Source organism: Streptomyces sp. NPDC006487, assembly GCF_042870555.1.
Taxonomy (GTDB): Bacteria; Actinomycetota; Actinomycetes; order Streptomycetales; family Streptomycetaceae; genus Streptomyces.
On record NZ_JBIAHN010000003.1, the window covers coordinates 265,820 to 278,666 of the forward strand.

The following is a 12,847-nucleotide window of genomic DNA, read 5'->3' on the forward strand; positions in this document are numbered from 1 at the left end:
GTTTGTGCTGGTTGAGCGGGTGTGCGATCGACATCGATCATCGCGTGATCATCACCGAACGTAATTCTTCCAGCTTTCGTCTCTGCGCCCTCTGAGTGCGCCCGCGCTGATTTCCTTGCCCCGCACACGGGATGGGGTGGAGCGGTGAGCGATGGCAGCGGTCTTCCTGAGGAGTCCGGTGGCGGGGCCGTGGGTCTGCCGAGCCGGCGACGGCGGCCGGCGCCCATGAGCCAGTGGAACGCGACGGCGCGCCTGTCGTACTGGGCCTTCCACGCCGACCGGCGCCCGGCCTACATGCGGTTCGCGTACCTGCAGCTGGGCTCGGACGCGGCGGCCGAGGCGGCGGTCGACGCCGCTTTCGACTCGATCATGGGCGAATGGCTGCGGATGCTGCACATGGACCGGCTCGACGCCTACGCGTGGACCGTCCTCAAACAGCGGCTGATCGACCGCCAGTTCCGCCGCAGCCCCTGGCCGGAGCCGATGGACACCAGTGCCTTCGAGGCCGCGCTCAAGGAGGCCCACGCGGAAGCCGACCAGTACGAGGTGCTCACCGACACCATCCGCTTCTACTCCGCCGTCTCCCGGCTCGCCGAACGGCAGCGCGACGCCGTGCTGCTGCGGTACGGGCTCCAGTGCACCCCCGGCGAGGCCGCCGCGATCATGGGCGTGGACGAGGCCACGGTCCGCTCGCAGCTCGGCCAGGCCCAGCGGCGGCTCGCGCGGCTGCTCGACACCCCGGCCGAGTCATGAACCGCAACACGAGCCGCGGAACCCGTCGCGAGGACGGCGGACTCCCGCGTTCCCTCGAGCAGTTCCTGGCCAGGGCGAGCGTGCGCGACCGCTATCCGCACTACGACCTGGGCGCGGCGGAGGCCCGGCTGCTGCGGGGTGCCGACGCCCCGGCGTCGGCACCGGCCTCCGCACCGGCCCCCAGACGGGGCGCGGCCCACCCCCGGCGCCGCACGCCGGGCTGGAGCGACCCCCTGCGCGATCTGCCGCTGGACGCCGAGCGGGCCGGACGCGACCTCAAGGCCGCCTGTCTGGCCTCCGTGTGCGCCACGGGTGCCCGGGAGCGGCTCGACGCCTTCGAGAGCGGCGGCCACGCCGACCTGCCCGGAGCCGTGGTCTTCGGCTGTCTGCTGCACCTGGCCGGACTGCGCGAAGGGGCCCGGTTCTGGTGGCAGTTCGCCGCCGGGTCCGGGCGCAGCCGGACCACGCACGCCGCGTACTGCCTGTTCCTCGACCACTCGCGGCGCGGCGAACACCACGACGCCCGGGTCTGGGCCCGGGAGCTGGGCCGGCGCCGTTTCCGGCCGGGCGGGCGCCGGGAGCTCCGCGAGGTACGGCTGTGCGCGCAGGCGGCCGTCCTGCGCTACGTGGAGCAGCTCGACGACCCCGACCTGGGCCCGGTGCCGCTGCCCAGGCCCGGGGTGTCCCGGGCGCTGGACGCGTTCCGGCCGCCGGCCGCTCCGCCGAGGCAGCCCCGGGCCGGTGCGCCCCGCCCTGGTGCTCCCCGGCCGGGAACGCCCCGGCTGGGGGCGGGCCCGCTGCGCCACCCCGCGCTGACGGCGGCGGCCCGCGGGACCGTCGTCCAGCCCGGCGGAAGCGAGGCCCTGGCGGCGGCGCGGCGCGCCCTGGCCGTCGTACGGGTCCTGCAGCGGCGGCCGCTCGGCGTACGGTCCGGGCGGCTCGGGCGGGAGGCGGGCCTGGCCGAGGCGGAGCTCGGGCCGCTGCTGTCGATGCTCTGCGAGGAGGGGTACGCGTACCGCCCCGGCGTCGGGGTCTACGCCCCCGGGCCGGCCCTCGACCGGCTCGCGGCCCCGGGCGGCCGGGGTCTGGCGGCCCAGTTGCAGCGCACGCTGGCCCTGGCGCGGGACAGCGCGGGCGCGGCCGTGTACCTGAGCCGGTACGCGGAGGGGGAGGTCCGGATCACCCAGATGGCGGACGGGCCAGGCGCCCCGCCGGTGCGGGAGTGGGTGGACTTCCGGGACGCGGCGCACGCCAGCGCCGTGGGCAAGTGCCTGCTGAGCCAGCTCGACCACGACGGCCGCGCCGACCACGTGGCCCGGCACCGGACCGCCCGGCTCACCGAGCGGACCATCACCGACAGCCGGGCCCTGTTCAGCGCGCTCGACGCGGTGGCCCCTGGGGCCCCGGTCTTCGACCTCCGCGAGTACGCCCCCGGCGTGGTGTGCGCGGCGGTGCCCCTGGCGCTCGGCGATGCGGCGGGCAGCCTCGCGCTCTCGCTGCCCGGAGGGCACGCGCACCGGCTGGGCCGGGCCACCGAGGCGCTCCGGCGCAAGGCGGTTCCGGTGCTGCTGGCGCTGCTGCTGGCGGGGGCGATCCCGCCGGACGGCACGGACGGTGCGGACGGTGCGGAGGGCACGGACGACGCGGACGGTACGGAGGCCATGGACGCCGTGTTCGCAGCCGGCGTCCGGGGCGGGGCCGTCCCGGACGACGGGGCGGCCGACCCGCGGGGCCCTGTGCGGCCGGAGCCGCTGCCGGTGCCGGTCACGGCGGAGACCCTGCGCCAGCTGCGCAGCCTCTTCCGGACGCCGCTGACGCGGGTCACGGCCGGGGCGGACGGCCCGCACCTGGTCAGCGACAGCGCCTCGGAGGCGGCGTACCTCTTCGACGCACCCGAGGGCGACGGAGCCCCGGGCCTGGCGCTCCCGCGCACCTACGCCCCGCTGGTGCCGGGCAGCCTGCGCAGGACCGACGGGCTCGACGGGCTGGTGGTCCTGCGCACCTGACCGGAGCCGGTGGGAGGGAGACCGGGTTCAGGGGGTGACGGAGCCGGGCGCGCCGGGCACGAAGGTGGCCACGGCGGTGTCGAAGTGACGCTTGGCCGCGGTGAGTTCACCCACCGGGGCGGAGACCCAGATGTCGTACATCCGGCCGTTCTGGTCCCAGCAGAGGTCGTAGGTGTGCCGGGCACCCTCGGCCGGGTCGAAGCCGTTCCAGGTGAACTCCCAGAGCGCCGCCGGGAGTTTGTGGTGGGTCGTGGAGACGACCGTGCCGGTGCGGTAGCCCGGGTTGGTGTCCGGGCCCATGGCGTGGGCCTGCCGCATTACGCCGAGCGGACCGCCGAGCACCGGCATCTTCACCCGGATGCCGATGCGGAAGGCCCCGTCCGGGGAGACGTAGAAGACCCGTTGGTCGTCGGTGGCCCGCTGGTACCCCTCGGGCACGGCGATGGCGAAGCCCTGCGGGTCGGCGAAGGTCCGATAGCCGGAGGGCGGCCCGCTCGGGGCGCCGGCCCCGCCCTGCGGCGGCGCAAGCGGGGTCGCGGGCGGGGTCGCGGAGGCATCGGGGGCCGCCGCCCCGCTCCGATATCCGTGCCCCGGCTCCTCCCCGTCGAGCAGCGAGCGCAGCGGGCCGACGCCCGCCACCACCCCGGCCGCCACCAACACGGCGGCGGCGGCCGCGATCAGACCGAGGCGCAGGCCCGGCCGGATGGCGACGCGCTGCCGGGCCGTCGGGCGCGGAGCCACGGCGGGGGCGGTCAGCCCCTCGGAGGCGGAGGCGGAGGTCGACGCCCTGTCGGCGGGTACGGGTACGGGTACACGGTCGTCCGGTACGGGGCTGTCGCCGCCCGGTACGGGGCTGCCCCCGGCCAGGTACGCCGACAGCAGCCGGTCCGCCTCGGCCGCCGCCATCCTCCGCTCCGGGTCGCGTTCCAGCAGGCCCAGGATGACCGGCAGGAGCGGCCCGGCCTGGGCGGGCGGGCGGATCTCCGCGGAGACGACGGCATGCAGGACGCCGCCCAGCGAATCGCGACGGAAGGGGGACTCCCCGGTCAGCGCGGCGCACATGAGCGTGCCGAGCGACCACAGGTCGGCGGCCGGCCCGGCCTCCGCTCCCTGTATCCGCTCGGGAGCGGTGTACTCGGGCGAGCCGACGAAGGCGCCCGTCTGGCTGATGGTGGTGGCCCCGGAGAACCGGGCGATGCCGAAGTCGGTGAGCACCACCCGGCCGGTCCCCGACTCCATGAGGACGTTGGCCGGCTTCACGTCCCGGTGGAGCACGCCCCGGCCGTGCGCCGCGGTCAGGGCGCCGAGCAGGGCGAGAGCGGTCCTGGCCGTCTCGACCGGGGTGAGGGTCTTCCCGGCGGAGATCAGATCGGCGAGCGATCCGCCGTCGACCAGTTCCATGACGATGCAGGGCCGCCCGCGGTGTTCGACGACGTCGTGGACCACGACGACATGGGGGTGACGCACGTGGGCCACGGCCCGCGCCTCCCGCAGTGCCCCGGCGGCCACACCGTCCCCGTCGCCCTCACCCGCGTGCAGTTCCTTGACGGCGACCGGACGCCCGAGCAGCTCGTCGGTGGCCCGCCAGACGGTACCCATGCCGCCCCGGCCCAGCCGGTCTTCCAGGCGGTACCGCCCGGCCACCACGACACTGCCGCGCACCTCGTCCTGTGCCACCGCGCTCCCCCTCACCCGATCCCGGAGCCATGATGCCGTAGCCCGCTCCCCCGGCGGCCTGAGCACGGCGCACTCTAGAATCGCGTCGGGCGGCACCGGCACAGCTCTACGGGGGGCACACGTGGAACCCACAGCCATCGGGCTCAAGTTGGCGACGGCCGTGATCGGCCCGCTCGTCAGGAAGTTCTTCGTCGCCGACGGCCCCGGGGCGGGGCTGGTCGACAAGCCGGTCCGGCTCTCCGGATACGTCTCCTTCAAGGGCGAGAAGCGCACCCTCACCGAGTCCGACGTACGGACCCTGGCCGCCACCCTCGTCCAGCAGGCCCTGGGCACGGGCGAACGCCGGATCCCGGAGGACGAGCACGAGGCCGTCACCGACGCCCTCGCCACCACCCTGCACGCCCTCGGCGACCTGACGATCACGGACGTCGACGCGGTCCGCCTCGGCCCGCAAGCCTTCGCCCGCGAACTGCGCCGCGCCGCCGACCGCCCGGAGCGCCACCTCTCCGCCGACGCCACGCACTTCTACGAGGCCCTGCTCGACGTCGCCTGCCTGCACATCCTGGAGTTCTTCACCCAGCGCAAGACCTTCACGGCCCATGCCTTGGTCAGCCAGACCCGCGCGGTCGACAAACTGACGGCGAAAACGGACGAGTTGATCCGGCGCAGCCCGCGGCCGGACGCGGCGGACGCCGCGTTCGAGGCCACGTACCTGCCGTACGTGGCGAAGAAGCACGCGAAGCTCACCATCTACGGCATCGACCTGAGCAATTCGCCCGCGCGCTGGCCGCTGGACGTGGCGTACCTGAGCCTCGAGGCGGCGGCGCCGGGGCGGGCAGAGATCTCCTTCGACAGGTACGAAACCTCCGATGATTTCCACGAAGCCCAGCGGGCACTATTGCGACAGCTCCCCGAGTCCCAGCCCGCGGACCAAGCGCTGGCCCGTACCCCCCCGCGTCCTCCTGCGGGGCGAAGCAGGTTCGGGCAAGACCACGCTCGTACAGTGGCTGACGGTCAGCGCGGCACAGCAGGACCGCCCGGACCGGCCTGCCTACCTCCGGGACCGGATCCCCTTCGTACTCCCGCTCCGCACGCTCACCCGCCACGGCGAGCGGCTGCCGACCCCCAAGGACTTCCTCGCCGCGGTCGACTGCCCCCTCACGGGATCCCAGCCCGCAGGATGGGAACACCGGGTGCTCACCGCCGGGCGGGGGCTGGTCCTCGTGGACGGCATCGACGAGGTCCCGGAACCAGAGCGGGAGCGGACCCGCCGCTGGCTGCGGGACCTCATCGGCACATACGACGACAACAACAACCGCTGGCTGGTCACCTCGCGCCCGTCGGCCGTCGGCCAGGACTGGCTCGCCGAGGAGGGATTCGGCGAACTGACGCTGTCCTCCATGGGACCTGCCGACACCGCCACCTTCGTCAAGCGCTGGCATGCGGCCGCCCTCGGTGAGTCGGAATCCGAGTCCGCAGCCGAACTCAAGGCGTACGAGGCGCAGCTCCTCACCGCCGTCCGGACCAAGGCCGACCTCGGCAGGCTGGCAACCAACCCCCTGATGTGCGGCCTGATCTGCGCTCTCCACCGCGACCGGCGCGGCTATCTCCCCCACGGACGCAAGGACTTGTACGAGGCAGCGCTGTCCATGCTGATCAGCCGCCGCGACCGGGAACGGGACATGAAGGTCCCCGACCTCCGGGAGGAGCCGCAGCTCGAACTCCTCCAACGGCTCGCGTACTGGCTGATCAAGAACGGCCGTACGGAGATGGACCGCTCCCAAGCCGAGGACATCATCGGCCGGGCCCTGCCCGCCGTACCGGAGGCAGCGGCACTGGGCGCGGCGCCAGCCGTCTTCGACCACTTCCTGCAGCGCAGCGGCCTGCTCCGCGAACCGGCCCCGGGCACGGTGGATTTCATCCACCGCACTTTCCAGGACTTCCTGGGCGCCCGGGCGGCCGTGGAAGAAGGGGACTTCGGCCTGCTCACCGCGCACGCAGCCAACGACCAGTGGGAAGACGTCATCCGCATGGCGGTCGCCCTGGCCCGCCCCCGTGAGCGTGTGGGCCTGTTCGAAGAGCTGGTCTCGCTGGGCGACCGCACTGCCGACCGGCGCACCCGAGACCGCGTCTACCTGCTCGCCGCCGCCTGCCTCGAGCATGCCACGACGTTGGAGCCGTCCGTGCGCGAAGCCGTCGAGCAGCGCACCGCCACGCTGATCCCACCGCGCGACTTCCAAGAGGCCCGCGCCCTGGCGGAAGTCGGCCCGCTGATTCTCGACCTCCTACCCGGCCCGGAAGACCTGGACATCGAAGCCGCCTTCCACGTGGTCATCGCGGCCTCCCATGTGACGTCCGATGCGGCCCTGCCCTTCCTGGCCCGGTTCGCCCAGCATCCAGGGCTCCCGATCCGCAGCCAGCTCATGTGGGCGTGGGCCCGCTATGACCAGACTCGGTACGCGGACGAGGTCATCGCGCGACTCGAACCGGCCGGCCTCGACTACACCGTCACCTCCGACGAGCAACTGGAACATCTGGAACGCCTGGGTGCGAGGCCGCACTCGCTGGACGTCAGACCCGGTGTGTCCGCGGCCTCGCTCGACTCCTATCTCAGCCGGCACGCACTGGCCAAACTCACCTTCTCGGATCCCATGGCGACCGATCTGCACTTCTTGCGGACACAGCCGGAGATCGAGGTACTCGACGTCGAGGGTTCTCCCCGCCTCGTGGACCTGTCCGCTCTCGGCGGGCTCCCGGTCCGGACCCTGCGCCTGAGGGTCGGGTTCGGCATGAACCTCGACCAACTGTCGCAGCTGACCGAGCTCGAAAGCCTGACGCTCTCCAGCGGTTCGCCGGATTCGAAATGGTCCCCGGACGCTCTTCCGGCCCACGCGCCTCTGTCCCACTTGCACATCGAGGCTCAGCTCCGGCCGAAAGGCGGACTCACCGGGCTGCGCCGCCTGTCCCGCCTGGCGCACCTCCACCTCTGCCCCGCCTCCAGCCCTTCCTCAGCCGCCGACTGGCATGAGATCTGCGGCCTACCCGACCTCACCCTGCTCACCGTGGGCAGCGCCTCGTTCGGATCCCTCCCGAGCACGGCGATCCTGTCGGAGGTGTTCGACCTCTTCGTCAACGCGGGGACCAGCAAACGCGGCGCACAGGACGCGATCGACCGGCTGCCGCGGGCGTTCCCCCGACTCCGCCAGTTCCAGTTCTCGGGGGCTGATCCGACGGCCGGCGACATCGACGTTCCGCCGCTGGCCACACTGCCCGACCTTCAAGTGATCAGCATCGACATGCCGCGCGATCGCGTGCACGGCACCGCTTCCTTGCCCGCCGTGACGCTCCACACCGCGGACTGACCCGTCAGGACCACCCGGCCGGCCGAGGTCGACGGTGTCGACGCGCTGTCCCACGCAACCGTCCGGGCCGGCCAGAAGTTCAGTCAGCCCAGGCGGCCCGAGCAGCCCTCCGGGTAAGGTGCGGACCGTGGCTGATCGTCGAACGGCAATCATGGAAGGCGCCGCGCGGGTCATCGCCCGGCGCGGCGTCCGCGGCCTGCGCGTGGAGGAGCTCGCCGCCGAGGCGGGCGTGTCCACGGCCTTGATCTACTACCACTTCAAGGACCGCGCGGGGATCCTCCGCGCCACCCTGGAGTTCATCAACGACCGCGCCGGCCGCTACACCACGGAGCGCGACCCCGCCGGTCCTCCGCTCGACGCCCTGGGCGAGCTGGAGCAGACGCTCCTGCTGGAGTTCCAGGACGACCCCGGGGTACGGGAGAACAGCACGGCCTGGGGAGAACTGCGGGCCAGCGCGGTGTTCGACCCCGACCTGCGGGAAGACCTCGCCGGCGCCACCCGGGTGTGGATCCAGGAAGTGAGCGACCTGCTCGGGCAGGTCCGCCCCATGGCCGCGGCCGGCGCCCTCTCGAGTGCCGCCGAGCGGCTGACCGCCCTGGTGGAGGGGCTGAGCTCGCGCTGGCTCAGCGGCAGCCTGCCCCTGGCGCACGCCCGTGAGCTGATGGTGTCGTCCATCGCCGCCGAGCTGGACCGCCTCGCCCGTAGCTGACCGGCCCGAGCCGCAGGCCTCGTAGGGCCTCGTAGGGCTTCACAGGGCTTCACAGGGACCCTCCCCACCCCGGCCGGGATCACGCACACCCTGCGCCTTGACTGAATTTTCAGTCAGTGACAGAGTTCTGGCCGTGGCCGCTCCCGGCCCGCACCCCCACTCGATCCGGAGGCCCCTCGATGCACGACTCCCCCGACGACAGCCGCTCCCTCCTCGGCCGGCTCTTCGGCTCCGCCCCCTCCCGCAGGATCGTCCTGGGGGCCGCCGGACTGGGAGCGGCGGGAGTCGCGCTCGGGACCGCGGCCGCCGCGGTCCCGGGGGCGGTCCGGGCGCCGAGCGCGGGGGTGCAGCGGTGGCGGGTGGACATCGATGACGTTCCCCACGCCCGCACTTGGATGTCCTGGCCCTCGCGCTCATCGATCTGGGGCGGCCGCGCGCTGACCGGAGTCCAGGAGGACATCGCGCTGATCGCGAAGACGATCGCGCGCTTCGAGCCCGTCGTCATGTGCGCCCCGGACGCGTACACGGCCGCAACCGCCCGCTCCTGGTGCGGCCCGGGCGTGACCGTGACCACCGCCATCGGCACCGACGACCTCTGGATGCGCGACATCGCGCCGGTCTTCCGCCGGGACGGCCACGGCGGCCTCGACGCGATCGGCCTGAACTTCAACGGCTGGGGCAACAAGCAAGCCCACTCCTACGACGCCCACGCGCGGAGAGCGTCGCCTACGAAGCCCATCTCCCCTTCGGCAAGACCGACTTCGTCGGCGAGGGCGGATCGATCGAGACCGACGGCGACGGGACCGTGATGGCCACGGAGAGCAGCCTCGTCAACAAGAACCGCAACCGGGGCTGGAGCCGGGCCGAGGTCGAGGACGCCGTGCTCCACGCGTACGGGGCCGACAAGATGATCTGGGTGCCCGGCATCAAGGGCAAGGACATCACCGACGACCACATCGACGTGACCTCGCGCTTCATCCGTCCCGGCGTGGTCATGGTCCAGGTGCCGCCGGCGAGCCGGGACGACATCTGGGCGCGCGATGCCCGTGAGCAGTTCTCGATCCTCTCCGCGGCCACCGACGCCCGGGGCCGGCGGCTGACCGTCATCAAGGTCGACGGTCCCGACACCACGCGCTCGAAGAACCCCGATTTCGTCGACTCGTACATGAACTTCCACGTGGTCAACGGGGCCGTCATCACCGCCCAGTTCGGCGACACCGTGAAGGACGCGGCGGCGAAGCGGGCCCTGGCGGCCGCCTTCCCCGGCCGGACCGTGGTGCAGCTCGACGTCGACCGGCTGATGGCCGGGGGCGGCGGCATCCACTGCTCCACGATGGCCGAACCGCGCCCGTAGACCCCGCCCGTGCCGGCACCCGGCAGGACCGGCACCCGCAGTACACCGGGGCGGCCGGTCCTTCCCTTCACAGATGGGGCCGTATGCGACTGACACCGACCGAGCGGGACCGGCTGCTGATCTCCACGGCGGCGGAACTGGCCCGCGCCCGCCGCGCGCGCGGCGTGAAGCTCAACGTCCCCGAGGCCACCGCGCTGATCACCGACACGGTGTGCGAGGCGGCACGGGACGGCCGCCGGCTGGCCGAGGCGATCGCGGCGGGCCGCCACGTGCTCAGTGCCGAAGAGGTGCTGCCCGGGGTTCCCGACGTGGTCACCTCGATCCAGGTCGAGGCCGTTTTCGACGACGGTACGAGGCTCTGCGTCATCGACGACCCCTTCCGGCAGGAAGGTTCGCTCGGGGCCGACGCCCCCGGCGCGGGTCTGCCCGGCGGCGGAAAGGGCTACGGGGCTGCCGCGCCGACGGTGCGGCTGGCCGGGCGGAAGTCCAGCATGCAGAACACCTTGTCGTAGCGGCGTTCGCCGACGGCGACGAAACGGGGCAGCCGCCCGTACTCGGTGAAGCCGAGGGAGGCGTAGAGCCGCAGCGCCCGGGTGTTGTCGCCTCGCGCATCCAGCGTGAGGACCTCGATCCCGGCCCGGCGGGCGTCCTCGACGAGGGCGGCGGTCAGCGCCCGGCCGAGCCCGAGCCCGTGGGCCCCGGCGGCGACCGCGAGCTTCTCCAGGTCCGCGTGCGGCCGGTGCGTCGGGCGGGCGTAGCGCTGCCAGTACCCGAGCCCGACGAGCCGGTCTCCGAGGCAGGCGGCGCGCAGGCCCGCGTCCCCGGTCCGCACGGCGGCCACGACGCGGTCCAGCAGCTGCGCCACCTCGTCCGGCCCGGGCGGCTCGACCCACCCCAGCGCGGCTCCCCCTGCCACCAGCTCGGCCAGGATCCGGTGCGCCGAGGCGGCGAACCGAGCCGCCGCCTCCGGGTCGGACACCAGCTCGAGGGCGTCCACGACCACCGCTCCGGCGGCCGAGCCGCCCGTCTCCCGATCCATGCCAGGAAGCCTAGACGGCCACTGATCCGTGACGGGCGGCGCCGGCCGGCCACCGACCCGCGACCGGCGGCTTCAGGCGGACAGTTCCCCGTCGATCGCGTCGGCGAGGAGCCGGCGTGCGTGGTCCAGGGGCAGCGAGCCGCTCAACCACCGGACGCTGAGGCCTTCGAGGAGGGCCGTCAAGCGTTCGGCGGCGGCCGCGTGCTCGGGGGCCGTGCCGGTGGGGCGGGCCTGGGCGAGGAGGTAGGAGATCTCGTGGACCCAGCTGTGCGTGGCCTTGGCCACGTCCTCGCGCAGGTCGGGATCGAACACGGCGCTGGCCCTCAGCTCACCCCAGGCGGTGCTGTTCTCCCGCACCTCGGGGGTCTCCTGGAGTTCGAGGAGCAGGGTCCGCTTCAGCTCGTCCGGGGGGCTCTCCGGATCGTCCGAGCCGTCCTCGCGTTCGGCGGTGTAGCGATCGGCGCGGTCGCTGATGAACTCCAGCGTGCGGCGCAGGATCCCGGCGCGGTCGGTGAAGTGGTAGTAGATCAGCGAGGTGGACACGCCCGCTTCGGCGGCCAGCTCCCCCACGCGGAGTCCGCGCACGCCGCGTCGCGCGATCACTCGCGTGGCTGCTCTGAGTATTTCCGTTCGACGGTCTGACACGAAGGGTCACTCTACCCGTCGAGTCCGTCACCTGGGGCTTTTCCTGACCGTAACATCAGGCGCCCGTTTCCGGCATTAACTCCGTGATCATGCCGATTCGGACGCCCCTCAGACCTTCTCCGCACCCCGTCCGATACGCGGTGTGACCGATTCCGCAGCAGCTTGGCCAGAACCATTGACTGAATTTTCAGTTCGGTGGAGGATGCGGGCACCCCTTACGAACACTGACTGAATTTTCAAACAGGAGTGGATCATGACGAGTTTCCGCATGCCGGCCGAGTGGACGGACCACGAGGGCTGTCTGATGGCGTGGCCGACCCGGCAGGAGCTGTGGGGCGACGTCTTCGACGAGGTGAAGGTCGAGTACGCCCACGTCGCCAACGCGATCGCCGCCTTCGAGCCGGTCACCATGGTCGCCCTGCCCGGCAGCGGAGACGAGGCCCGCGCCCTGTGCGGTGAGGGGGTCGAGGTCATCGAGCTCCCGCTGGACGACTCCTGGTTCCGGGATTCCGGGCCGATCTTCGTGCTCGGTGAGGACGGCCGGCGGGCGGGCGTGGACTTCCGCTTCAACGCCTGGGGCGGCAAGCACTTCCCTTACGACACCGACGACAAGATCGCCGCGGCCCTGCTGGCACACCTGGGCGTGGACCGCGTCGACTCCCCGATGATCCTCGAGGGCGGCGCGATCACGGTCGACGGCGAGGGCACGCTGATCACCACCGAGCAGTGCCTGCTGCACCCGAACCGCAACCCGGACATGACCAAGCAGGAGATCGAGGCCGAGCTGATCGCCCGCCTCGGTGTCACCAAGGTGATCTGGCTGCCGTACGGCGGTCTGCTGGACACCGAGACCGACGGGCACGTGGACGGCGTCTGCGCCTTCGTCGCCCCCGCCACCGTCCTCGTCACGGTCCCGAGCGACCCCGAGCACCCCGACTACGAGCGCATGCGCGTCAACCGCGCCGTCCTGGAGGGGGCCACCGACGCCGCCGGCCGCCCCTTCACGATCATCGACCTGCCGCAGAGCTCCTTCGTCGAGGTCGACGGCAGGGAGACCGAGGTCGGCTACCTGAACTTCTACATCGCCAATGGCGGAGCCGTCGTCCCGGTCGCCGGCACCGACGCGGACGAGGGCGCGCTCGCCGTCATCGCAGCCGCGCTGCCCGGCCGCAAGGTCGTCGGAGTCCGCTCGCGCGTGATCGCGTGGGGCGGTGGCGGCGTGCACTGCATCACCCAGCAGATCCCCGCGGCCGGCCGCACCGTCTGACCGGCTCGCCCCCTTCGCCGTGCCCGGGCCGGCGG

General features: G+C 72.8%; 7 protein-coding genes and 4 pseudogenes. 8 read left to right on the forward strand and 3 right to left on the reverse strand.

Annotated elements, in window-relative coordinates; all coding sequences use genetic code 11:
* The first annotated feature begins 225 nt into the window (after positions 1-225).
* A complete protein-coding gene (locus ACFYM0_RS06385) occupies positions 226-753 on the forward strand; it encodes an RNA polymerase sigma factor (RefSeq protein ID WP_388497220.1) in 528 nt (175 codons plus the stop codon).
* Between the two features lie 812 nt (positions 754-1,565).
* Positions 1,566-2,336, forward strand: a pseudogene (locus tag ACFYM0_RS06390) (IclR family transcriptional regulator C-terminal domain-containing protein); the annotation flags it as partial.
* A gap of 450 nt (positions 2,337-2,786) precedes the next feature.
* Here the strand turns inward: ACFYM0_RS06390 and ACFYM0_RS06395 are convergent.
* Positions 2,787-4,436: a protein kinase gene (locus ACFYM0_RS06395; RefSeq protein WP_388497222.1), complete on the reverse strand. Its 1,650-nt coding sequence runs from the start codon at positions 4,434-4,436 to the stop codon at positions 2,787-2,789.
* On the opposite strand from ACFYM0_RS06395, the pseudogene ACFYM0_RS06400 reads away from it, so the two are divergent.
* From ACFYM0_RS06400 to ACFYM0_RS06420, 5 genes and pseudogenes are all read left to right on the forward strand, one after another.
* A pseudogene (locus ACFYM0_RS06400) lies at positions 4,357-5,037 on the forward strand (hypothetical protein); the annotation flags it as partial. The gene ACFYM0_RS06395 and the pseudogene ACFYM0_RS06400 sit on opposite strands and share 80 nt — an antisense overlap.
* 268 nt (positions 5,038-5,305) lie before the next feature.
* Positions 5,306-7,798, forward strand: coding sequence for an NACHT domain-containing protein (locus tag ACFYM0_RS06405; RefSeq protein WP_388497226.1), 2,493 nt, complete (start codon positions 5,306-5,308; stop codon positions 7,796-7,798).
* A 127-nt stretch (positions 7,799-7,925) separates the two neighbouring features.
* Positions 7,926-8,507, forward strand: a complete 582-nt coding sequence (locus ACFYM0_RS06410; protein ID WP_388497228.1) for a TetR/AcrR family transcriptional regulator — start codon at positions 7,926-7,928, stop codon at positions 8,505-8,507.
* 395 nt (positions 8,508-8,902) lie between these two features.
* Positions 8,903-9,861, forward strand: a pseudogene (locus ACFYM0_RS06415) (agmatine/peptidylarginine deiminase).
* 83 nt (positions 9,862-9,944) lie between these two features.
* Positions 9,945-10,352, forward strand: a pseudogene (locus tag ACFYM0_RS06420) (urease subunit gamma); the annotation flags it as partial.
* On the opposite strand, the gene ACFYM0_RS06425 reads toward ACFYM0_RS06420, so the two are convergent.
* Positions 10,304-10,900, reverse strand: a complete 597-nt coding sequence (locus ACFYM0_RS06425) for a GNAT family N-acetyltransferase (RefSeq protein ID WP_388497231.1) — start codon at positions 10,898-10,900, stop codon at positions 10,304-10,306. The pseudogene ACFYM0_RS06420 and the gene ACFYM0_RS06425 sit on opposite strands and share 49 nt — an antisense overlap.
* Before the next feature lie 72 nt (positions 10,901-10,972).
* On the reverse strand, positions 10,973-11,545 hold the full coding sequence (locus ACFYM0_RS06430; RefSeq protein WP_327256079.1) for a TetR/AcrR family transcriptional regulator: 573 nt from the start codon (positions 11,543-11,545) through the stop codon (positions 10,973-10,975).
* A 253-nt stretch (positions 11,546-11,798) separates the two neighbouring features.
* Between ACFYM0_RS06430 and ACFYM0_RS06435 the strand changes: the two genes are divergently transcribed.
* The gene (locus ACFYM0_RS06435; protein ID WP_388497233.1) at positions 11,799-12,812 is read left to right on the forward strand and encodes an agmatine/peptidylarginine deiminase; all 1,014 of its coding nucleotides are present in this window, start codon (positions 11,799-11,801) and stop codon (positions 12,810-12,812) included.
* The last annotated feature ends 35 nt before the right edge of the window (positions 12,813-12,847 follow it).

Excerpts from the sequence above, each read along its gene's own strand:
- ACFYM0_RS06385 (WP_388497220.1), top strand. The coding sequence starts at position 226 with ATGAGCCAGTGGAACGCGACGGCGCGCCTGTCGTACTGGGCCTTCCAC.
- ACFYM0_RS06405 (WP_388497226.1), top strand. The coding sequence starts at position 5,306 with ATGATTTCCACGAAGCCCAGCGGGCACTATTGCGACAGCTCCCCGAGT.
- ACFYM0_RS06425 (WP_388497231.1), bottom strand. The coding sequence starts at position 10,900 with ATGGATCGGGAGACGGGCGGCTCGGCCGCCGGAGCGGTGGTCGTGGAC.
- ACFYM0_RS06435 (WP_388497233.1), top strand. The coding sequence starts at position 11,799 with ATGACGAGTTTCCGCATGCCGGCCGAGTGGACGGACCACGAGGGCTGT.